Source organism: Thiorhodococcus drewsii AZ1, assembly GCF_000224065.1.
Classification (GTDB): Bacteria; Pseudomonadota; Gammaproteobacteria; order Chromatiales; family Chromatiaceae; genus Imhoffiella; species Imhoffiella drewsii.
Genome location: NZ_AFWT01000037.1, coordinates 1 through 21,900, shown reverse-complemented (window position 1 = coordinate 21,900; position 21,900 = coordinate 1). Strand labels below are relative to the sequence as shown.

At 65.1% G+C, this 21,900-nt stretch carries 16 protein-coding genes and 1 pseudogene; 7 read left to right on the top strand and 10 right to left on the bottom strand.

The features are described from left to right. Positions 1 to 5 precede the first annotated feature (5 nt). From THIDRDRAFT_RS18655 to THIDRDRAFT_RS18625, 7 genes are all read left to right on the top strand, one after another. Positions 6 to 3,206 carry a hybrid sensor histidine kinase/response regulator gene (locus tag THIDRDRAFT_RS18655; protein WP_007042466.1) on the top strand — a complete coding sequence of 1,067 codons (3,201 nt, stop codon included), beginning with the start codon at positions 6 to 8 and terminating at the stop codon, positions 3,204 to 3,206. A gap of 3 nt (positions 3,207 to 3,209) precedes the next feature. After that, complete coding sequence (locus tag THIDRDRAFT_RS18650; protein ID WP_007042465.1) at positions 3,210 to 4,304, top strand: response regulator; 1,095 nt, start codon at positions 3,210 to 3,212, stop codon at positions 4,302 to 4,304. Continuing rightward, positions 4,305 to 4,844, top strand: a complete 540-nt coding sequence (locus THIDRDRAFT_RS18645; protein ID WP_007042464.1) for a hypothetical protein — start codon at positions 4,305 to 4,307, stop codon at positions 4,842 to 4,844. It abuts the gene before it with no gap. 10 nt (positions 4,845 to 4,854) lie between these two features. Continuing rightward, entirely contained in the window at positions 4,855 to 5,259 is a 405-nt protein-coding gene (locus THIDRDRAFT_RS18640; protein ID WP_007042463.1) for a hypothetical protein, read from the top strand. After that, positions 5,256 to 7,301 (top strand): amylo-alpha-1,6-glucosidase, encoded by a 2,046-nt coding sequence (locus tag THIDRDRAFT_RS18635; protein ID WP_007042462.1) that lies wholly within the window; start codon positions 5,256 to 5,258, stop codon positions 7,299 to 7,301. The genes THIDRDRAFT_RS18640 and THIDRDRAFT_RS18635 overlap by 4 nt, the downstream gene beginning before the upstream one ends. 305 nt (positions 7,302 to 7,606) lie before the next feature. Then, positions 7,607 to 8,758, top strand: coding sequence for an efflux RND transporter periplasmic adaptor subunit (locus tag THIDRDRAFT_RS18630; protein WP_007042461.1), 1,152 nt, complete (start codon positions 7,607 to 7,609; stop codon positions 8,756 to 8,758). Between the two features lie 145 nt (positions 8,759 to 8,903). Further along, the gene (locus THIDRDRAFT_RS18625; RefSeq protein WP_007042460.1) at positions 8,904 to 12,143 is read left to right on the top strand and encodes an efflux RND transporter permease subunit; all 3,240 of its coding nucleotides are present in this window, start codon (positions 8,904 to 8,906) and stop codon (positions 12,141 to 12,143) included. A gap of 105 nt (positions 12,144 to 12,248) precedes the next feature. On the opposite strand, the gene THIDRDRAFT_RS18620 is transcribed toward THIDRDRAFT_RS18625, so the two are convergent. The 10 genes and pseudogenes from THIDRDRAFT_RS18620 to THIDRDRAFT_RS26235 all read right to left on the bottom strand — a co-directional run. Next, entirely contained in the window at positions 12,249 to 13,937 is a 1,689-nt protein-coding gene (locus tag THIDRDRAFT_RS18620) for a mechanosensitive ion channel family protein (RefSeq protein WP_245535894.1), read from the bottom strand. A 357-nt stretch (positions 13,938 to 14,294) separates the two neighbouring features. Further along, positions 14,295 to 15,089: a hypothetical protein gene (locus THIDRDRAFT_RS18615; RefSeq protein WP_007042458.1), complete on the bottom strand. Its 795-nt coding sequence runs from the start codon at positions 15,087 to 15,089 to the stop codon at positions 14,295 to 14,297. 457 nt (positions 15,090 to 15,546) lie between these two features. Continuing rightward, entirely contained in the window at positions 15,547 to 17,844 is a 2,298-nt protein-coding gene (locus THIDRDRAFT_RS24080; RefSeq protein WP_007042457.1) for an ATP-binding protein, read from the bottom strand. Further along, a complete protein-coding gene (locus THIDRDRAFT_RS18605; protein WP_007042456.1) occupies positions 17,829 to 18,092 on the bottom strand; it encodes a hypothetical protein in 264 nt (87 codons plus the stop codon). The genes THIDRDRAFT_RS24080 and THIDRDRAFT_RS18605 overlap by 16 nt, the downstream gene beginning before the upstream one ends. Then, on the bottom strand, positions 18,089 to 20,197 hold the full coding sequence (locus THIDRDRAFT_RS18600) for a caspase family protein (RefSeq protein WP_007042455.1): 2,109 nt from the start codon (positions 20,195 to 20,197) through the stop codon (positions 18,089 to 18,091). Before THIDRDRAFT_RS18600 ends, THIDRDRAFT_RS18605 begins: the two co-directional genes overlap by 4 nt. Next, positions 20,194 to 20,334, bottom strand: a complete 141-nt coding sequence (locus THIDRDRAFT_RS26240) for a hypothetical protein (RefSeq protein WP_159105433.1) — start codon at positions 20,332 to 20,334, stop codon at positions 20,194 to 20,196. The genes THIDRDRAFT_RS18600 and THIDRDRAFT_RS26240 overlap by 4 nt, the downstream gene beginning before the upstream one ends. After that, positions 20,331 to 20,516 carry a hypothetical protein gene (locus THIDRDRAFT_RS26885; protein WP_245535893.1) on the bottom strand — a complete coding sequence of 62 codons (186 nt, stop codon included), beginning with the start codon at positions 20,514 to 20,516 and terminating at the stop codon, positions 20,331 to 20,333. The genes THIDRDRAFT_RS26240 and THIDRDRAFT_RS26885 overlap by 4 nt, the downstream gene beginning before the upstream one ends. 20 nt (positions 20,517 to 20,536) lie before the next feature. Further along, positions 20,537 to 20,872, bottom strand: coding sequence for an ISAs1 family transposase (locus THIDRDRAFT_RS27135; RefSeq protein ID WP_281054775.1), 336 nt, complete (start codon positions 20,870 to 20,872; stop codon positions 20,537 to 20,539). 34 nt (positions 20,873 to 20,906) lie between these two features. Further along, a pseudogene (locus THIDRDRAFT_RS27130) lies at positions 20,907 to 21,446 on the bottom strand (ISAs1 family transposase); the annotation flags it as partial. Between the two features lie 42 nt (positions 21,447 to 21,488). Further along, the coding region (locus tag THIDRDRAFT_RS26235) for a hypothetical protein (protein ID WP_007042453.1) at positions 21,489 to 21,900 on the bottom strand (412 nt) is incomplete at its 5' end.

Sequence of the window (21,900 nt, the reverse complement as noted above, 5' to 3'; positions counted from 1 at the left end):
GCCCGATGAGATTGAGTCGCCTTTCGATCTTTTTTTCCGGCGTCTTTCTCCTGGCGCTCGGCCTCAGCGGCAGCGTCAGTCTGCTGGTGTGGAAGGCCAACGCACGCCTCGAACAGACCCAGGAGCAGCGCCAAAACGCCTTGAGACTGGTCGAACAGCTGCGCCAGGAATCCGAGCTGCTGGCACGCCTTGTCGGCCTCTACGCCAATTCGGGCGAATCGCGCTTTTTGCTCTATTACTACGACATCCTGGGCATCCGCGAGGGCGACAAGCCCGCGCTGGATGTGCCGAATCCGGCCATCCATTGGGAGCAGGTGATTGCGGGCGATCGCTCCTATGCCGTCGCGGACAAGGGGCGTCGCCAATCCATGGGCGAGCGCATGCGCTCGCTCGGATTCAACGCGCGCGAGCTGACCGCACTCGAACAGGTCTTCGCGGCGAACGAGGCACTCAAGCAGATCGAGCAAATCGCCTTCGCCGCCACCCAAGGACTCTACGACCCCAAGACGCGCGCATTCGTCTCGGACGGCGTGCCCAACCGCACCTTCGCCCGCGAACTGATCAACAGCCGAACCTACAACCGGCGCCGCCTGCAGCTTTCGGAGTCGATCGAGGAGCTGATGGCCCTGGTCGACCAGCGCACCGGCGCCGAGCTGCTCAGCGCCCGATCGCATATGCGAGACTGGATCATCGCCTCGGTGGTTGGCTTCCTGGCCATGATCGTCCTGAGCGCCATCGGGCTGCTGGGACTCAACCGCTACGTGCTGCGCCCCGTGCAGCAACTGCGCTCGGTCGCAGGAGAACTGGCCGAGGGTCGTTATGAGACGCGGGTCGGGACCATGGGCGGTGTCGAGGAGCTGGAGGTGCTCGGACGCATTCTCGACGAGATGGCGCGCGCGATGTCAGCGGATCTCAATCAGCGCGAGGCGGTGCAGCACGCGCTTGAGTCGGCCAAAAAGCACGCCGAGGCGGCAACGCTGGCCAAAAGCCGATTCCTTGCCAACATGAGCCACGAGATCCGCACCCCCATGAACGCGGTGATCGGCATGCTCTATCTGGCCCTCGGCACACCGCTCACACCTCAGCAGCGCGACTATCTGACCAAGGCCCGAGGAGCGGCCAAATCGCTGCTTGGCATCCTCAACGATATCCTGGATTCCTCCAAGATCGAGGCCGGGCGCTTGGAGTTGGATCTCGGTCCCTTACAGCTCGAACAGGTCATCGGCGAGGCGTTGCTGCTGGTTCAGCAGCGCGCACAGGAAAAACAGATCGAGCTGCTGTTCGATGCCCGAGGTCTCTGGACGATCCGACAGGGCGGCGAACTGATCGGGGATTCACTGAGGCTGCGCCAGGTTCTGACCAACCTCCTGTCGAACGCGGTCAAGTTCACCCACTCGGGTCACGTCCGACTCACACTCGAATGGGTCAGCGAGGACGCCGACGGCGTGACGCTGCATGTCGCCGTCGAGGACACAGGTATCGGCATGACGAGCGAGCAGATGGATCGCGTCTTTGGGGAATTCATTCAAGCGGACGGATCAACCACACGCCAGTACGGAGGCACCGGACTGGGATTGGTCATCTCGCAGCGTCTGATCGAAATGATGGGCGGACACATTGAGGTCAGCAGCACACCGGGCCAAGGCTCGACCTTCGCGTTCGAACTGACCTTCGCGCGCGCGCCCGGAGACACGAGACCCCAGTCGCACCTACCCGCGATCACGAACCTACGCACCCTTGTCGTGGACGACTACCCCGAGTCCCGAACCGTTTTGCGCGGTCTGATGGAATCGCTCGGCATCCAGCGCGTCGACGACTGTGTCGACGGCCCCAGCGCCTTGGAGCGCATCACGGCCGCCTGGTCGCAAGACGATCCCTACGAACTGCTCATCCTCGACTGGCTGATGCCCGGCATGGACGGCGGCGACGTGCTGCGTAGGCTCAGCGAGCGCCAGATCCCGCCACCGCGCTTCACCTTGGTCGTCTCGGCCTACGATCTTGGCGGTCTACGCGAACGCGCCGAACAGCTGGGCGCCAGCGACTTCATCACCAAGCCGGTCATGCCTCGCGTATTGTGCGAGCGGCTGAGACAGCTCACCGACGGCGATGAACCGGACGAAATCTGGCTGCCGATGACCTCACTGATGTCCATGACAGGCATGCGCGTGCTGCTGATTGAGGACAATCCGCTCAATCAGCAACTTGCCGTCGCACTGATGCAGACGCAAGGGATCGAGGTCGAGGTGGCCGACCAGGGGATGGAAGCGATCGAATGCCTGGATGCCAAAGCGCCGGACCATTTCGATCTGGTGCTGATGGACCTGCAGATGCCCGTCCTCGATGGCTATCAGACCACGACGCGATTGCGCGCCGATCCGCGCTACGTCGATCTGCCCATCATCGCCATGACGGCGCACGCCATGCCGGAGGAGCGCGAACGCGGACTGGGGCTCGGCATGCAAGGCTATCTGGCCAAGCCCTTCGATCCGCGTGAACTCTACGCCATTCTCGCGCGCTACCGCCCAGACGCGCGGACCCTTCATGCGCCGGAGACCCCGGATTCCTCCTCACGCTCCGCACAGCAGGCGCTGCCCCCCATTCCCGGCCTGAACCATGCCCAGGGACTGGCCAGCACATCCGGCGATCGGCGCCTCTATCTGAATCTCCTGAGCGGTTTCCATCGTCAGTTCAAGGATGCCTCAATCGAACTTGGGCGTTTCCTGGACCGTGGCGACTGGGAAGAAGCGGTTCGTTACGCCCACACCCTGAAGGGACTGGCCAACACGCTCGGCATGGACGAAGTCGCATCGACTGCGGAAAACCTGGAACAATCGTCGAGACGACAAGACCTTGCGACCTATACCCAACTGCAATCGCTCGACCGTATCCTTTCCCCTCTGATCGAGAGGATTGCGGAGCTGAGCGAAGCAGCTCATCCATCCGAGAATCCAACCACCACACCATCGGTCGAAACAGCACTGGGGTTGACCGCCCAGATCAACCATCTGCGCCAGCTGCTGGCCGAAGGCGACGCCGAGGCCTGCGACCTCTGGTCTCAACAATCATCCAGACTCGCACACATCATCCCCCTCCCGACCCTGCAACGCATTGAGCAGGCCGTCGAACACTACGACTTCGACAAGGCACTGCATCTGCTAGAAACGCTGGACACCGAGGCATTGCGAGACACCGAGGAACGAATCTGAACAATGGCGCCGACACGCCTTAACCGCCCCACCATCCTGCTCGTCGACGACACACCAGCCAATCTCAGCCTGCTGGCACAGATCCTCAAGTCCGACTACCGGGTCAAGATGGCCAACAACGGCCAGCGCGCGCTCGACCTGGCCGACACCGCACCACCGGACATCATCCTCTGCGATGTGATGATGCCGGGGATGAGTGGCTTCGAGGTTTGCCGACGACTCAAGACCAATCCCCGTACCGCGCGCGTCCCCGTCATTTTCATCACCGCCGCCATGGATGTCGACGACGAACGGATCGGCTTCGAGGTCGGCGCGGTCGACTACATCCACAAGCCCATCACCCCGCCGATCGTACTGGCGCGCGTCAAAACGCATCTTGAAATCAAGCGCTCACGGGATTTCATGGAAGACCAAAGCGCCTGGCTGCAGCAGGAGGTGGCACGACAGGTCGACCAGGTGGTCCAGCTCCAGGCCGCCTCCATCCATGTCATGATCTCGCTGGCCGAGTTCCGAGACGAGGAGACCGGCAACCATATTCGGCGCACACAGGAATACGTCCGGCGTCTCGGCGGCTGGATGCTGACCAACGGACTGCACGCCGAGAGCCTCACGCCCAAAAGCCTGGATCAAATCACCCAGACCGCACCACTGCACGACATCGGCAAGATCGCCATCCCGGACCACATCTTGCTCAAGCCGGGGCGCCTGACCCCAGAGGAATTCGCCATCATGCAGACACACACGACGCGCGGCGACGAAATCCTGGAGCGGGCACGCAAATCCATGGGTAGAAACAATCCACTGCTGATCTATGCCTCCCAGATCACCCGCCATCACCATGAGCGTTGGAACGGAACCGGCTATCCCGATGGTCTGCGCGGAGAAGACATCCCTCTGTCCGCGAGGCTCATGGCGGTGGCGGACGTCTATGACGCGCTCCGTTCCACACGCCCCTACAAAAGACCCTTTTCGCACGCCGAATCCGCGCGTTTCATCCGGGAGGGACGGGGAGAGCATTTCGACCCGAAGGTGGTGGATGCCTTCGAGGCATTGGAAGGCGAATTCGCCGAAATCGCCGCGCAACTGGCGGACGACTGAGTGAACGGCACGCGCACCCCCGCGAGACGCGATTCGCCCCCCGGCACAGACGCGACGCCGAGCCGACTCGCCCTCGCACTGCTCCCGTGCCTGGTCTTCAGCCTGCCGGTCCAGGGTGAAGCGGTGTTCTCGGGATTCGCCACGCTTGGCGGAGCCATCTCGGACCAGGACTTCATCTATCAGCGATTCGTCGATAACCGGGGCACAGTCAACCGGGACTGGCTGCTCGGACTCCAGCTGGAGGCACCGATCACCGATGCCTGGAGCCTCACCAACTCCAAGCGGGTTCCCGGATCACTGCCAAACGCCGATGACATCAACGCGATCCAAACGCTGAGGGCCGATCTGCTCGGCGCCTTGGACCAGCAGTCCCTAGCACTCGGAACCGCCTACAGACTCTCGGCAACCAGCATGCTGAAGGCGGAATGGATGCAGGTGCGGACCGGTCGCGTCTCCAGTTTCCTCGACGCCCCGGCGGGAGAGGACAGCGGTGGACGTCAGGTCAACGTCTTGGCGCTCTCCTACAGCCTCGCATTCTGAGGGGGTCGAGATGCGCATCCCGATCAATCTGCTTCTACTCTGGGCGTTTCCAGCAATGGCGGCCCCGACCATCATCGGCCACGCAGGGCTGGCGCCACTGGACCCGACGACGGTCCAGCGCATCTATACGGGCAGGGTCGTCGAGTTGAAGGGAACGCACGTCACACCCATCAATCTGCCACCCGGACACCCCGTGCGTGACCGCTTCCTGCACCTCTATCTCGATCAGGACGAGGACGCGTACACCGGCTACTGGACGGTCCGGCGCTATGTCGGCAAGGGTTCGCCACCGTACGAGGTCGCAACCCCAGCCGAGGTGCTGCGCTTCGTCTCCAAGACAGCCGGCGCCATCGGCTATGTCGACGAGACCGACCTGCCGCCGGACGTCAACGTACTGCTGCGACCGCCGCCATGAGCACGAAAAACCTCGACATATTGCCTCGGGCCGTGCATCTCGACCGAGATATCTGCTCCCGATCAGAGACCGCCGAGCGGCGCGAATGGTGGCTGACCAACGGCCGGGGCGGCTATGCTGGAGGCACGCTCACCGGAACATTGGCCCGTGGCTACCACGGCCTGCTGACGGCCGTGCTGCATCCGCCACTCGGACGCGTCCTGGTCCTCGCCAAGGCCGACGCGACCCTGGTGGACTCCGAGGGTGCCTGGCCGCTCGGCACCAACCGCTGGAGCGACGGCCGCGTCACCCCGAAGGGCGATGTCCAACTCGACGGCTTCAGGCTGCTCGGCCGCATGCCGGTATGGCGTTATGCCATCGGAAGGCGACGGATCGAGCAGCGCATCTGGATGGATCGCGACGCCGACCGGGTCCATCTGGCCTGGCGGCTGAACGACCCGGATGCATCCGCTCCCGCCCGACTCGACATCGAGCTGCTGGTCAACGGCCGCGATCACCATTGCGTCAGCCAGCCCGACTCGATCGAGCCCCAGATCGTCGCGGAGGACGGCGCATTGCGCCTAGAGTACGCGGACGGCTTCCGGCTGCGTCTCGTCGCCCAGGGCGGCGCTATCGAGCCAGATGCCACCTGGATCGACGGTTTCCATCTGGCGCTGGAGGAAGAGCGTGGACTGCAGAGCCGCGACGCACACCTGCGCGCCGGAATCGCACGACTGGACCTCGCACCCGAAACCTGGGTTGGGATCAGCGCCGAAGCCGAGCCGATCGAGACCCACTCTCGCCACCCAAGACCGCTCAAAACGGATCTCGACGTCTCGATGGCCAATCATCTGGAGCGCGACCGCGCGCTCCTGGAGCAGGCCGATCGCAATGTCCCGGAGCTGATGGACGCGCCGCCCTGGATCCGCCAACTCATCCTCGCCGCCGACAGCTTCCTCATCGCCCGCCCGATAGAGGATATGGCGGACGGCACATCGGTCATCGCCGGCTACCCCTGGTTCGGTGACTGGGGCCGCGACACCATGATCGCCCTTCCCGGACTCACTCTGGCCACCGGACGCCACGCGATCGCTCGACACATCCTCGCCACCTTAGCCCGCTTCATCGACGGCGGACTCTTGCCCAACTGCTTCCCAGGAGCCGGCGAATCGCCCGCCTACAACAGCGTCGACGCCGCACTCTGGTATATCGAAGGCTGGCGCGCCTATGTCGAGACGACCGACGACGAAGCGAGTCTGGTCGAGTTCTATCCGACGCTGGCCGGAATCATCGATGCCTATCGTCGGGGAACGCATCACGGAATCAGCATGGACCCAATGGATGGACTCATCCGTGCCGGCGAATCGGGACTCCAGCTCACCTGGATGGACGCCAAGGTCGACGACTGGGTAGTGACGCCCCGAACCGGCAAACCGGTCGAGGTCAACGCGCTCTGGTACAACGCGCTGGTCGCCATGCGGGGCTTTGCCGAACGGCTCGGTCGCGACCCCGCGCCATACCAGGAACTCGCCGAGCGCGCGGCGAACGGCTTTCGACGCTTCGTCAGACCGGATGGACGAGGTCTGCTCGACCTCCTCGACGGACCGAACGGCGACGATGCCAGTCTGCGTCCGAACCAAGTCTTCGCCGTCAGCCTGACGGCCTCACCCCTGACCCCAACCGAACGATCGACGGTGGTCGAGATCTGCGAGCGCCTGCTGCTCACGCCCTATGGACTGCGCTCGCTTGCACCGGACGATACGCGCTACCGAGGCCGCTATCTGGGCAACGTGCGTGAACGGGATGGGGCCTATCATCAGGGAAGCGTGTGGTGCTGGCTGCTCGGACATTTCGCCCTGGCCCAGTATCGGGTCACGGGCGATGCCGAACGCGCGCTCGCCCTGCTCGAACCGCTGGCCGATCATCTGAGCGACGCCGGACTCGGCAGCCTCGGCGAACTCTTCGACGGCGATCCGCCGCACGCGCCACGCGGTACACCGCTCCAAGCCTGGTCGGTCGCCTGCACGCTGGAGGCCTGGTGGCGGCTCGCGCCTCGGCGATAGACACGGCCAAGCGCCAGGCCCATTGACTCCAGGCGACACGGCGGTTATCGACACACCGCTTGTGCTATCCTTCGCGCCCTCCCGTGCACCGAAACTCTTGGGAAAATAATCCCACATCGCCAAGGCACGCGCCTTTTGCGACGGGTTCTCGGGACCGAAACGCTACTGGCCTTCATCGACAGGCCGCGCGACGACCATCCCAACCGACCCGCCCCAGGCCACGACGCCACGTCCCCAGTGCTGGGTCCGAGGCCGCGTCTGGCTGTCGATCGAATGCATAAGAACCGACGAGGAAGCTGCTCATCATGCATCACCCATTGCTGAAACCCACGCTCGCCCTGGTGGTGGGCGGATCCCTACTGACCGGGGTCCTCTTCGCCGAGGAGCCCGTCACCAACGCCGACGAGCCGCAGCCCGTCGCGGAACAGACTCCAGCGTCCGCGCCACACTGGGTGCGCGTCGAGCGCCGCAACCTCGGCGGCAACACCACGGTCGGCGGAACCATCGTGCCCCTGGAGGAGATCACCTTCACCGCCCAGCTGCCAGGTGGCGTCGATCTCATCGCCGGCAACGAGGGCGACTTCTTCAAAAAGGGCGCGGTGCTCGCCGCGCTCGATCCGGCCGGGCTGCGCGCCCAGCGCCAGGCCGCCATCGCCGCCATCGCCAACGCCCAGGCCGCCTACCGCAACGCCGAGGTTCAGTTCCAGCGCGAGCGCGAGGATCCGACCCCGCAGCAGGGCAACATGATGAGCCAGATGATGCCCATGCCCTTCTTCGGGGGGAACCAGGAGACCGGTGTCACACGCAGCGCCACCCTGCACCAGTACGGCACCCAAATCGAGCAGGCCCAGGGCGCGCTGGTCGCCGCCCAGGCACAGCTGCGCGAGATCGACGCCAAGCTGGCGGACACCAAGAGCATCGCCCCCTTCGACGGCTACATCACCCACAAGCATGTGAACGCCGGCGACACCGTCCAGCCCGGTCAGCCGCTGCTGAGCTTCGCCAACATGGACCAACTGCAGCTCCAAGCCGATGTACCGACCCGGCTCTCGGCGCCGTTGCAGCCCGGCTTCATCACCCGCGTCAAGCTCGACGACCCCAAACAGACCGTGATCGCGGCCCGCGTCGCTCAGGTCTTCCCCATGGCCGATCCCACCCGCCACACGGTTCGGGTCAAGCTCGATCTGCAGGAAGGCGCCCCGGCCAAGGCCGGCATGTACGCCGAACTGCTGATCCCGCAACCCGATAGTGGGCAGGAATCGCCGCCCGTGATCCCAGTCGACGCCGTCCTCTATCGCGGCGGACTGCCGATGGTCTATGTCCTAGACGCAAACGACCAACCACGCCTGCATCTGCTGCGGCTCGGCGAACAGTACGGAAACACCGTCAGCGTGCTGACCGGTCTTCGGGGCGGCGAGCGCATCCTGATCGAGCCGCCCAAGGCCACCCAGAACTGAGGCGCATGGATTTCTGATCCGGCACCGACCACGGCTCCGGGCCGCCGCGCGCACGCTCTCACGGGCCTCGCCCTCAGCGAGCGCGCGCGGCACCGTCACGCCGTCATCCATTCCGCCCACAGCAACCTGAATCCAGAGACATCGCATGTCCGATACCATCGCCACGCCGTCCGGACACGGACGCAAGCTCGGCCTGGCCGGTCTCACCGCCAAGGCATTCATCCATTCGCCCCTGTCGCCGCTGCTCTTCTTCGCCATGCTCGGCATGGGCATCCTCGGCCTGCTCTCGACACCGCGCCAGGAAGACCCGCAGATCTCGGTCCCCATGATCGACGTCTTCGTCCAATATCCGGGCGCCTCGACCGAGCAGGTCGGAAGCCTCGCCGTAGAACCGTTGGAGCGGCTGCTCTCCGAGATCCCAGGCGTCGATCACGTCTATTCGGCGAGCGAGCGCGAACAGGGCATCATCACCGTCCAGTTCGATGTCGGCGAGCAGATGGGGCCATCCCTGGTCAAGGTCCACGACAAGCTCCAGGCCAACCGACAGGTCCTGCCACCCGGCGCACTGACCCCGGTGGTCCGACCCAAGGGCATCGATGACGTCCCTGCGGTCACCTTGACCCTCTGGTCCGACGAGATCGACGACGCCGCGCTGCGCGCGCTCGGGGCCAAGCTGCTCCAGAGCCTGTCGCAGATCCCAGACGTCGGTCAGGGCTTCGTGGTCGGCGGACGTCATGAACAGATCAGGGTCGAGGTCGAGCCCCAGCGTCTGGCCGGATTCGGCGTGACCCTGGATCACATCGCCAACACCATCCGCACCGCCAACGCCGAGCGGCGCACCGGCGACGCCGAGTCCAACGAGCAGCATCTGACCGTCTACACCGGCGCCTTCCTGCAGAGCGCCTCCGACGTCGAGCGTCTCATGCTCGGCACCTACAAGGACGCGCCCGTCTATGTGCGCGATGTCGCCAAGGTCAGTCTGGAGCCCGAGGAGTACAGCAAACAGGTCAACTATTTCACCGGCCCCAGCTATCCGGGGGTCGCGAAAGCCGACGGCATGCCAGCGGTGACTATCGCCCTGGCCAAGAAGGAAGGCAGCAATGGGGTCACGGTGGCCGACGCCATACTGGAGAAGGTGGAACACCTCAAGGGTCAGTTGATCCCGGACAACGTCCACATCGAGGTCACCCGCGACTACGGTCAGACCGCCAACGACAAGGTCAACGAACTCATCTTCAAGCTGTTCGTCGCCACCGGGGCCGTGACCCTGCTGGTGCTGCTGGCGCTCGGGGTCAAGCCGGCGATCGTGGTCACACTGGTCATCCCGGTGGTGCTGCTAATGACGGTCTTCCTGGCCTGGATCCTGGGCTACACCATCGACCGGGTCAGTCTCTTCGCGCTCATCTTCTCGATCGGCATCCTGGTCGACGACGCCATCGTGGTGATCGAGAACATCTACCGGCGCTGGCTGATGAAGGGCGAGACGGATACGGACACCGCCGTCGCCGCCGTCGCCGAGGTCGGCAACCCGACCATCATCGCCACGCTCACGGTGGTCGCGGCCCTGCTGCCGATGGGCTTCGTCTCCGGTCTGATGGGACCCTACATGGAACCGATCCCGGCGCTGGGCTCCGTCGCCATGGTCTTCTCGCTGTTCGCCGCCTTCGCCTTCACGCCCTGGCTGGCGATGCGCATCAAGCCGAGCCTGTCTGCGCTGAAGAAGGCCGAGGCCCGCGAGCACAAGACCGCCGAGACGCTGGAACGTTTCTTCCGTGGTCTGCTGCTACCGCTGATCGAGCGCAAGCCGTTGGGCTATGGATTCCTCCTGGCCCTGATCGGCGCCTTCTTCCTCTCCTGCGGGCTCTTCTACGCCAAGGCGGTCGCCTTCAAGATGATGCCCTACGACAACAAGCCCGAATTCAGCGTGGTGCTGAACATGCCCGAGGGCACGGCGCTCGGCAAGACCGCCAACACCGCCCGGCTGCTGGCCGAGAAGGTGCGCGAGATCCCAGAGGTGGTCGCCATCCAGACCTATGCCGGCACCGCCAAGCCGTTCGACTTCAACGGCATGGTGCGGCACTACTATCTGCGCCAGAAGCCCTGGCAGGGCGAGGTCCAGGTCCAGCTCACCGACAAGCACGCGCGCGAGCGCTCCAGCCACACGATCGCGCTCCAGGCCCGCGAGTTGCTGACCCCATTGGCACGTGAGGCCGGCGCCCGCATCACGGTGGTCGAGATGCCACCGGGGCCGCCGGTGCTGCAATCGGTCGTCGCCGAGATCTACGGCCCCGACGCTGCTACCCGGCGTCAGGTCGCGACCGATATGACCCGTCTCTTCGAGCAGGTCGACAGTCTGGCCGACGTCGACAACTACATGCAGGAGCCCTTCGAGATGCTGCGCTTCGAGGTCGACACCGACAAGGCGGTGCGTCTAGGCATCTCTGTCGACACCGTCATCCGCAACCTCGACATGGCGCTCGGCGGCTTCAAAGTCGGTGACGTCAAGCGCGGCAGCCTGCTGGAGCCGACCTTCATCACCATCGAGGTGCCGCTGGCGATCCGCGCCAACCTGACCCGTCTGGCCGACCTGCCGATCCCGGCCGGAAACGGTTACACGGTACCGCTCACCGAGCTCGGCGCCTTCGTCAAGACGCCCCAGGATCCGATCGTCTACCACAAGGATCTGCGTCCGCTCGAATACGTGGTCGGCGATGCCGTCGGCAAGCTGGGCGCCCCGCTCTATCCCATGATGGAGGTCGAGGATCTGCTCGCCGACTACGAAACGCCGGACGGCGTGACCCTCTCGGGCACCCTGTTCAGCGGCGCGCCGCCCGACAACGGTCAGTCCGGGTTCGAGTGGGGCGGCGAATGGACCGTGACCTACGAGACCTTCCGCGACATGGGTCTGGCCTTCGGTGTGGCGCTGGTGCTCATCTACATGCTGGTGGTCGCCGAGTTCGGCAATCTGGTCACGCCCGGCGTCATCATGGCCCCGATCCCGCTGACCCTGCTCGGCATCGTGCCCGGCCACTGGCTGCTCGGCGCCGACTTCACCGCCACCTCCATGATCGGCTTCATCGCCCTGGCCGGCATCATCGTGCGCAACTCCATCCTGCTGGTGGACTTCTCCATCGAGGAGGTCGCGCGCGGACAGAGCGTCACCGAGGCCGTCATCAACGCCTGCAAGGCGCGCACGCGCCCCATCCTCATCACGGCGCTGGCCCTGGTGGCCGGATCGAGCGTCATCCTCACCGACCCCATCTTCCAGGGCATGGCCATCTCACTGCTGTTCGGCGTGCTGGTCTCGACGCTCCTGACCCTGGTGGTCATCCCCCTGGGGTGCGTCAGCGCGGGCAAATACCTGACACGGAGCAAGATCGCGTAACCACCACCGGCATCCCATGCCGGCCCAGAATGTCGCCGCACCATTCCGGTGCCACGACTTGAACGTCGTGGCCCGGATGACCCGAACTGCGATGTTCTGTCGCCTCTACTCCGAGGACTGAAGTGGCATCGAGAACGCTGGCTCTTGGTTTGTCGTAGCGCTGGATGCCGGCCAGCGGTCAAGCTCAATGGTTTGAGTCGGAAAGGCAAATTGGACGCCAAGGCTGTCAGCCAGATGCAGGATATCGCCCAGCACCTGCTGGCGGTCCACCAGCTCCTTTGACCAATCCGGTACCTGCAAGAAGAAATAAACCATGATTTCCAGGCTGTGCGAACCCAGATCGTGCAGGACGACATGGAAGTAGTCTTTGCGCGTCGTGGGATGCTCTCGAATGATCCCTTTGATGCCCTCGATAAAGGCTTCGATCTGCGCAGGCTTGGTGTCGTAGCGGATATTGAGCCGGGTATAAACCCGCCTGTAAGTTCGCTGCCCCATGTTGTCGACCACCGCGTTTACCGTGGTGGCGTTCGGGATCGACAACAGAGAATCGTAGAAGGTACGGATGCGCGTACTGCGAAAACCGATGTCTTCCACCGTGCCCTCGTCACTGCCGATCTTAATCCAATCGCCAGTCCGAAACGGCCGGTCGAGCATGATCGCCAGCGAACCGAGCACATTCGCGAGTGTCTCCCGCGCGGCCAGCGCGACGGCAAGACCGCCGACCCCGAGACCGGTTATCACCGAGTAGGCCGGCAGCCCGAGACGATCGGCGCCTTCGATGACAAGCCCGGCCAATGCAACAAAGGCCAACAGCTTGAACCCCAGGCGCAGCAACTGACTGTCGATGCCGCGCGGCCGCAAACGGCGGGAACGGACAATCAGCTCCGGGATTTGCGTCAGCACCAGCACGGTCACCCAGCCAATCAGCACATCCAGGACGACGATAAAGGCATCCTTGGTGAAGATCAGCACGCCGCCGGTAAAATTGACAATCTGATCGAAGAAATACTCGACCCCAGCCGCCACCACGATGGCGAACAGCAGCGCTAGAATGGTCGCGCGTCGCGATGGCGGAGTGGTGGCGCGGCTTTTATCGGCGTGCCGAGCAGCACGATACAGAACCAGGATCAAGCCCACGGCGAGCGCACCGGCCAGCAAACCACCAAACCACTGCCACAGCGTCTGCCCGAACAGTTCCCAACCCAGCCAGCGCGGCACATTCTGACTCCAACTCAGGCTCAGACCCGGCCCTGGCGTCATACTGTAGGCGGCATAAATCCTAGGCGTGGCGTCTGGGCGATACGGCAGGTGGGCGATGCGCTCGTAAAAATCCGCTGCGTTGTCGACCGTAGCCGGCGAAAACAGCCACTCTCCGGTATGCGACCCATCCTCGACTCGGGCGATGACGATCTCTGTATTCGGCAGGCGCCACTTTTTCAGTGCTCTGGAATTGACTTCGGCCTTGTCTGGTATCTGTTCGAGCGGCGGTAACTCGATGCGGTCGATAATTTCCTTCAGATGCAGTGCCGCCTCAATGCCGATGCTGTCGCGAATGCTCTCGGGCTCTTCGCTCAGATTCAGGGTACGCAGCGCCCGTCGCAGCAACACGACGGTGTCCTTGGTGTGCGAATCAGACGAGTCGGCGAGCCTGTAGGCCTGGTTCAGATTTCGCCGCAGACTGTCCAGGGTTGCGCGCGGGCTGGAAACGTCCGGAGGACGCAGCGGATGTTGAGCCGGCGTGGATTCGGCTGTCCCCGCGACTGCCGCCGCACCGCTCAGCAGCCAAGCGACCATGAGCGCCATCGTTAATGTAACGAGAGAAAGACCCGCGCGACGCAACGCCTGCGCCTCGATATCACGAGCCCTCGGAGGACATGGCTTAAAGTCCATTGTTTGCCCCTGGTCAGCTTGGGTTAAAACCATTGCTCACAGTTGTTCACATTGCGCCAATTTCAACAATCGCTCCGAAGAGGCCGTCGACACCGCAGAAGCCGCTCGTCTTGAACGATCTCATTGATCGATAAGACATCATCCAACAACAGCGTCCCGTCTTGCTACCGTCGCTGGTGTCACTGAAAGGCATGGCGGGCGCAGGCGCACCATCGTCCGGTTCGCCGACCCGATTCAGGGAACCGCCAGCCCCGTGGACAGTTAGGCGTCCTCCAGACTTTGCCGGAAGGAAAAGACGCAGCTCTCGCCCTGCGATGCGTTCCGGCACTCGTGCCCTATGAAGAGTGACGCGAGGTCATAGGTATCGAGCAGCCCGGTGATCGTTCCCTTGAGAAAGTCGCAGGTTTCCTCGCGATGCCCCTTGCCCTTCAAGTCGATCCGGTTGTCGGTGATCAGCAACGCATTGCCGTCCAATCGTAGCGTCGCCATCGGAGACAGGGCCGGGATCAGCAGGTCCGTCATCGCATCGGAGAGTTTGGTCGGAGCCTTGTCGGGCTTGACCTGTCGCGCCAGATAGCCGCCGAACCCCCGACCCAGCTCGATCGCGCGCTCACGGCGGCTGTCCGGTGGGATGGCGGTCAGGATCTCGTTGAATCGACCGTCGAGCCTCGGATAACGGCTAAGCAGAGAGAAGATCAGCATCCGGTCGCGGATGGCCGCGTCACCGGATTCGGGGACGAATTCGGGCTGTGTCTTCTGCTTTGCCTTGATCGATGTCTCGGCAGTGGGCTGGGGCTTCGCAGGCGCCAGATCACCGGCCTGGGCCAAAGAGAGTACCCCCTGGATCTCCGAAACCTGGTGCCAGATATCCTCATCGGAGACCTGGGCGCCCATGACCTCGAGCACCATGAACCGATCGCCGTCCGGGCTTTCTTTGAACCCCCGTTTGGTGGTCAGGATGCCGATTTGCTTGAGGCGTTGCACGGTCCGCAGCTGGATACCGGCCGCAGACGAGATGCGAAAGACGAGTTCGCGCTTCAAAATCGTGTCCTCCATTTCTTATTCTTTCTCGTTCCCGAACGACCCGCTCTTCGGAGCAAACGCTTCCCAGGCAAGCCCAGTCCGGCGTCCGGTCCCTGGACGCCCCCCTACCCGAAGATGTTATATGGCGCCACTGTCGGCGTCGTCGGTCCGGTGACTCATCGCCGCAAGTTGATCACAGGCGACCGAAAGCGGCCAACGCACGCCTCATCTCGGCGGGGATTGACTCGGTCGAGAACAGATGAGGCCGGAACGAGTCCGGGAACGGCCTTGCACAGGGTGCTCCGCCAGCCTCTGACGGGATGTTACCGGTCTATCGTCGGGGAAAATGTGTGGTGGGTTCAATAATGAGGCCGACAGCGCGCTCTATCGCGCCAACTCAAAGGGGCGCAACCTGGTGGTCGGATAGCGATGTTCGCGATCCAGAGGGATCTCATTGGATCGGCGCATCAATGGCTGAAATAGGCCGGACTCAGCGGGAGGAAGTCGGCTCGGACGGCCCGTCGCTCACCTCCGGAAGTGACGTGATCGCGACGCCCAGATGCACGGTGAACCAGAAGGTGCTACCCACGCCCGGGACGCTGCTCGCCCCCGCCTCGCCGTCCATCAGTTGGGCCAAGCGGCGGGTGATGGCCAGACCCAGTCCGGTGCCGCCGAACTCGCGCGTGGTGGAGTTGTCGGCCTGCTCGAAGTCGGAGAACAGACGCCCGAGCACCTCCGGCTGGATGCCGATCCCGGTATCGGTCACCTCGAAACGCACCATGACCCGCTCCGCGTCCCGCTCGAGCACCCGCGCCCGCAGCGTCACCGTGCCCTCATTGGTAAACTTCACCGCGTTGTCGGCGTAATTGAGCAGCGCCTGCTGCAGCCGGGTCGGATCGCCCGCCAGCAGCGCCGGCGACGGCTCGACGCGGGTCGCGACCCGCAACTGCTTGGCCTCGGCCTGGGGGGCGATCATCTGCGCGACCTCGGCCACCACCTCCTCGATGCGCACGGCGACCGACTCCAGCGCGAGCCGGCCGGCCTCGATCTTGGACAGGTCGAGGATGGCGCTGATGATCTCGAGCAGGTGCCGGGTGGACCTATCCAGGGTGTCGAGCCAGGTGGCCTGCCGCGCGCTCACCCCGGCGGAGCGGATCAGATAGGCCATCCCCGAGATGGCGTTGAGCGGGGTGCGGATCTCGTGGCTCATGTTGGCCAGGAAGGCACTCTTGGCGCGGTTGGCCGCCTCCGCCGCATCGCGGGCCATGATCAGCTCGGCCGCCGCCGCCTTGCGCGCCGTGATGTCCTCAATGAAGGCGATGAACCATTCCGCCTCGGCCGCATGGTGCAGATAGACGGTGACCTCGACCGGGTGGACGGAGCGGTCCTTGCGCTGGTGCAAGGTCTCGACCCGCGCCACGCCGCTGCCTGTGCGCAGGTCGGCCGACGCCTGGCGCACCTGTTGCGGCGGGAACCTCGGGTTGACGTCGCTGATGGTGAGCTGGAGCAGTTCCTCGCGCGGGTAGCCGAGCTGGCGGCACAGCTCGTCGTTGGCATAGAGGAACTGGCCGGTCTCGGCATGGTTCCAGGCGATGCCGATGCCGGCACGGTCCATCGCGAACTGGGTATGGGCGAGCTGTTCGTTGATCTGCTCGAGATCGGCGGTGCGTTGCGCGACCAGTGACTCGAGTTCCTGCCGATAGCGGTCGAGTTCCGCCTCGGCCTCGCGCTGCTCGGTGACGTCGAGCGCGACCCCCTCCCACACCACGCCGTCCGCGATGCGGCGCGGACGCGAGCGGGCGAGCAGCCAGCGGCGCTGTCCATCCGGCCGATCGAACGGCAACAGGCACGAGAAATCGCACAGCGACTCGGCGCTCGCCGCCTCGGCGGCGGCGTATTCCGCGCGGGCCTCGGGTGAGACGAGCGCGAACACCAGACCGGCATCGGCGAGCAACTGCTCCGGCGTATACCCCAGGATGGGCGCCACGCCGGCGCTGAGGTAACGAAAGGCCGGGCGCCCGTGGATGACCTGGTAGTGGTAGATGAAACCGTGCGGCAGGTTGTCGCCGAGCGAGCGCAGTTGCAGCTCGCGCTCGACCAGCGCCTGCTCGGCCTGCCGACGCTCGGCCGTGCGCGCCGCCACGGCACGACGCAGCGACCAGACCCAGAGCCCCATGAGGGCGAGCACCAGCGCCACCGCCGCCGCAGCCTCGAGCGCATAGCGGACATAGCGCTCGTAGTCGGCCGGCTGGGTCAGCCATTTGCGCCGCAGCGTCTCCATCTCGGACGCCGAGATGGCGTCCATGCCCTGCTCGACCAGACGCAGGGTCTCCAGGTCGCCCTTGCGCACGGCGCGGTGGAACTGACCCTGATAGAGCGCGAACGCCTTGACGAACTGGCGGTGCGCGCCCAGCCGGTAGAGATAGAAGTTGGCCGGGTATTCATCGAGACAGAACACCTTGATGTCCTGCGCCTTGGCGCCCTGGATCAGCTTGGTGTAGTTGCCGTAGTAGACCAGGGTGTCGATACCGGCGGACTGCAGCCGCTCGATGCATGCGTCCCCCTCCATCACGCCGACCTGGAAGCCGCGCAGCGAGCCCAGGTTGGTCAGGCCGCCGATCGAGACGTCGCGGTAGATGGCCACCGGCAGGTCGGCGTAGGGCCGGGAGAAGTCGTACAGCGGCTGGCGCTGCGGGGTCTCGAAGATGTTCTCGATCACGTCGGCGTCGCCGCGCAGCAGGATGCGCTGCGCCTCATCCCACTTGGTCGCCTTCAGCTCGACCTGCACCCCGGTCTTCCGCGACCAGAGACGCCAGACATCGACCAGGAAGCATCCTCCTTGCCGTCGGCGTCGAGGAAGAGATAGGGCGGGTAGTTCTCGTCACCGATGACCCGCAGCACCCGCCCCTCGGCCTGGACGGCCAGGGGTTGCAGCAAGAGCACCGCCAGCCACCATCCGCGGCAGACGCGCGCCAACGCGGCGATCCCTGATCCGCGATCCGAGTTCATCCGCCGCCAGACCCGAGGGCCGATCACTTCGCTCGCTCCCATCGGCGAACCAGCCACGCGACCGTCGCGGTGTCGAACCCGGCGTAGGCGGTGAAGAGTCCGCCCGGGCGGAAGTAGACCAGCGCCTCCGCAAGACGCGCGCGCACCCGCTCGAAACGACCATGGAGCGCCTCCGGCAGCAGGTGCTGGACCCGCCCCAGACGCTCGGCAAGAGCGGCCGCGTAGCTCATCGCCTCGCTGGTGAAGGGCAGCCCGCGCTCGTCCAGTCGGCACAGCGATTCGGCAGCCGCAGCGATCGCCTGTTCCCGGTCGGTCCGCTGGCGCATCAACTGCTCCGCCCGCAGCACCGCGCCGTCCGGCAGCAGCGGGAACCCGTCGGCCAGGTTGGCCAGCCAGTCGCCGACGAGGTCCAGCCGGTTCGCTCGCAGCAGCACCAGCGCCGCGACGGTCGCGGCCAGCGGGGAGGCGCGTTTCTCCAGCACCTGTTCGCGCAGCGCGTCGAGATCCAGACCGCCGATGGCGCTCTCGACGTCGGCGGTGCGGTAGCGCTCCCACAGCCTGGCCGCCTCGCCGAGCGGGCCGGGGTTGCCGCGCGAGAGGGTCGCCTCGAGACGATCGAAGCGCGCCTCGCCCTGGGCGACGACCATCTCGGCCTCGACCCGGTAGCGCACCGCCTCGCCGAGTGACGGCAGCAGCAGACCGTGGCTGCGCTCGCTGGTCTGGCCGACCTGCAGCCAGTAGCCGCGCGGCTCGGCGGCGCCCTCGAGGGTAACCCGGAAGCCCCAGGCCGCGTCGTCGCGCTCCACCCGCCCCAGACGCAGCCCGGTCGTTTCGGCCTTCGTGCGCGAGGACAGGGCCAGCGCCCGGGCCTCGTGGGTCCAGAGCCGGGTGATGACCTCGCTGCCGAACACCCCCGAGTCCAACGCCTCGCCGGCCCCATCCAGCCCGCCCGCGCGCGGCGGCACAGCCACGTCGGGCGGCAAGGAGCGGCTGACGGTCAGCCGCCTGGCCAGCAGATCCGCGAGCGCCGTCCCGCGCTCGCTCGCCGAGCGCATCAGAGAGAGGTTCAGCCCCTCGACGGGTCTGCGGCTGATCACGGCCGGCGTCAGCAGCCCGGGGCGCACCGCCGCCAGGGCCGACCCCGGGATCTCGGTCAGCGTCACCTGGCCGTGCGCGACCGGACCGCCGAGCGTGACCGGCTGTCTGACGCTCGCCCCGTGCTGCTGGAGGATCTGCGCCACCCGTTCCATCGCGAAACCGTGCAGCTTGCCGAGCTGCACGCCATAGCCGCCGCCGGTCGCGGTCAGCTCGATGTCCGGGCGTCCGGCCAGCCCTTCCAGCACCGCCTGGCCGAACAGCGACGGCCCCTCGCTCGGGTCGACCGGGCTCCACGCCTGTTGCGCGGCGGCCGTAGCGTAGAGGATCGCGCTCAAACGGGTGTCGGCATAGCTCGCCGCGGTCTCGTCTTCGGTCAGGATGCTGCGGCCCTGTGGACGCTTGGCGCGGATCGCCTGGAAATCGTTGCGGCAGGCGTCGATGAGGAACAGCCGGTCGGGGATCTCCACCGCATCCAGCCCGGCCACCAGGTTGCTGGTGCTGAGCGCATCGTCCCAGTGCGGCAGCTCGCCGCCCAGATAATCCGCTGGCAGCAGCAGTTGCTTCTCGTGGTGCACCTGCAGTCCGTGCCCACTGAAGAAGAGGAGTGCGCGGGAAGCGTGCTGGGCGGCGACCGGCAAGCGCCGCAGGGTCGCCGACCAGGATCTCAGTGCCCGCTCGCAGGCCGCCAGGGTCGGCTCGGCGACGTGCTCCACGAGGCTGGGCTCGCGCGCCAGTTCGAGCGGCGTCGGCGCCAGCAGCAGCCAGCACTGGGCGAGGGGCGCGTCCGGGAAGCGGTAGTCGTCCCGCAGCCAGCGGAAGAAGCGCCAGGCGGTGGTCGCCGAGACCGTGAGCTGGCCGAGCCGTCTCGCCTCGCGAATCCAGGGCTCGCCGAGATCGTCGGCCTCCTGGCCGCCACGCTCCAGGTGCGGATAGTGGCTCACGCCGATGACGACGGCGAAGGTGCCGGCCCGCCCCGGCGACCAGTCGGGATCGGTCCAGAGCCCGGGCGTACCGGCGACGGGTTGCAGGCTCATGGCGTCACCCAGCCGTCCGCCCTGGCGTCCGCGAGACGCCGTGCCAACCGGCGGAAGAAGCTCGGCCGGGACAGATAACCGCCGTGGGCGCTGGCCAGTGACAGACCGGTGCAGGGCGAACGCGTATTAATCGTCAAGCAGCCAGGACCTTAGCGCGATAGTCGTCGTCCCAGGCGGCCTTGCGACGTTTGTGCGCCATGCTGAGCGAGGACCCCTCCTTCTCGAGCAGGTTGACGCAGCAATGACGAATCGCGCTCATGATGGCCGGAGCCTGGCCTTTGCGAATCCGGCTGGCATCCTCGTTAAAGATCACATCCAAGCGCCAATGGAGACGATTTTCTACGCCCCAGTGCCCCGCACGGCCGTGGCGAAGCGCTGGGCATCGGCGCCAATGGAGGCGATGAAGTCGCGTTGCTCGACGCTCTGAACACCGTCCTGCCAACAGGTGCGTTCGACCATTCCAATGCTGCGCAAGCCCGCCCAGCGCGCGGCATTGGGCAAGGTCCTCAGATCCTCCATGATCCAGTAACGGCGGATCTCCAGGCGTCCGTGATCTTTGTCGGTTTCCTCGGTATAGGCATGGGCGACACCGGCGAATTGGCCCGCAACGGCGGTGGTGAAGAAATCCTCGACAGGCTCTTGCAGCGTGCTCTGGTTGCCTTTGAGCCCAAGCACATAATCCCCGCCCTGGGAACAAACGGATCTGCTCGGCGATGGCACGCTGACAGCCCATTGCATCGATCGTGACGATACAGCCCTGGAGCGCCAAGAGTTCAAGCAACTCGGGAAGTGCCGTGATCTCATTGGATTTCTCCGCCGTGGCTTCTTGCCCAAGCACCAAACGATTCGATACGGCCCAAGCACTGACCATGTGTAGCGCCGCACGTCCCCGGCGTCGGTCGCGCGAGCCTCGGGCCGTCTTGCCGTCCACCGCAATCACCTCGCCCTGCGTGGTCCCAGTGACGGCCTGCATCCAACGGATGAAGCAGTCTTCAAACCGCTTAGGATTGAGCCGTGAGATCACGTTGGCAATGCGATCATGCGACGGAATCCCGTTCTCGAACCGACAAAAGCGACGCAGCCACTCCAACTTCGCCTCTCCAAACTGCTCGATCGCTTCCCAACCGTCCGCCCCGCTCAGTACCCCGCAGACAGTCAACATCAGAATGTCTTCAAGCGGATACAGCTTGTTACGCTCAACACGGGGATCTTCAAGGCTGGCAAAATGCTCGATCAGGCAGGCAGACACGCGAGGCTCCTCAAGGCGATTGGCTAACAGGGTGCCGCAACATCATGTCAGATCTAACGTTAATACGCGCTCGCCCTGCAGACCGGTGTCGTAGGGCTCGTCATGCACACCATCAATGATACCCTGGGCGGTGAAGCTGATCACGTCGTTGTGATCCCAAACGTTCCACCAGACCCCCAGGTGGGCGGCCGGAAAAGACACCCTGGCCGGGGCGCGGATGGTCTTGTCGCTGGCCAGGAAGAGCTTGGCCTCCTCGAAGAAACCGACCTGACTCGCGGTGGCGCACCAGAAGTCGACGCGCATCCCGCTCAGGGCCGGGGTCCGGGGCAGGAAGTGCGTCACCGCGTCGTAGACCAGTTGCCCGCCCATGCTGTGGGTCAGCACCACCAGCGGCTCGCCGCCGCGCGACCGCCTGTCGGCGTCGGCGGCGACCAGCTTGTCCAGCAGCCGGGTC

Bases quoted from the DNA above. Each gene is read 5' to 3' on its own strand.
- THIDRDRAFT_RS18625 (WP_007042460.1), top strand. From the start codon at position 8,904: ATGTCCGATACCATCGCCACGCCGTCCGGACACGGACGCAAGCTCGGC.
- THIDRDRAFT_RS18640 (WP_007042463.1), top strand. From the start codon at position 4,855: ATGCGCATCCCGATCAATCTGCTTCTACTCTGGGCGTTTCCAGCAATG.
- THIDRDRAFT_RS18650 (WP_007042465.1), top strand. From the start codon at position 3,210: ATGGCGCCGACACGCCTTAACCGCCCCACCATCCTGCTCGTCGACGAC.
- THIDRDRAFT_RS18630 (WP_007042461.1), top strand. From the start codon at position 7,607: ATGCATCACCCATTGCTGAAACCCACGCTCGCCCTGGTGGTGGGCGGA.
- THIDRDRAFT_RS18620 (WP_245535894.1), bottom strand. From the start codon at position 13,937: ATGGTCGCTTGGCTGCTGAGCGGTGCGGCGGCAGTCGCGGGGACAGCC.
- THIDRDRAFT_RS18635 (WP_007042462.1), top strand. From the start codon at position 5,256: ATGAGCACGAAAAACCTCGACATATTGCCTCGGGCCGTGCATCTCGAC.
- THIDRDRAFT_RS18615 (WP_007042458.1), bottom strand. From the start codon at position 15,089: ATGGAGGACACGATTTTGAAGCGCGAACTCGTCTTTCGCATCTCGTCT.
- THIDRDRAFT_RS18600 (WP_007042455.1), bottom strand. From the start codon at position 20,197: ATGAGCCTGCAACCCGTCGCCGGTACGCCCGGGCTCTGGACCGATCCC.
- THIDRDRAFT_RS18655 (WP_007042466.1), top strand. From the start codon at position 6: ATGAGATTGAGTCGCCTTTCGATCTTTTTTTCCGGCGTCTTTCTCCTG.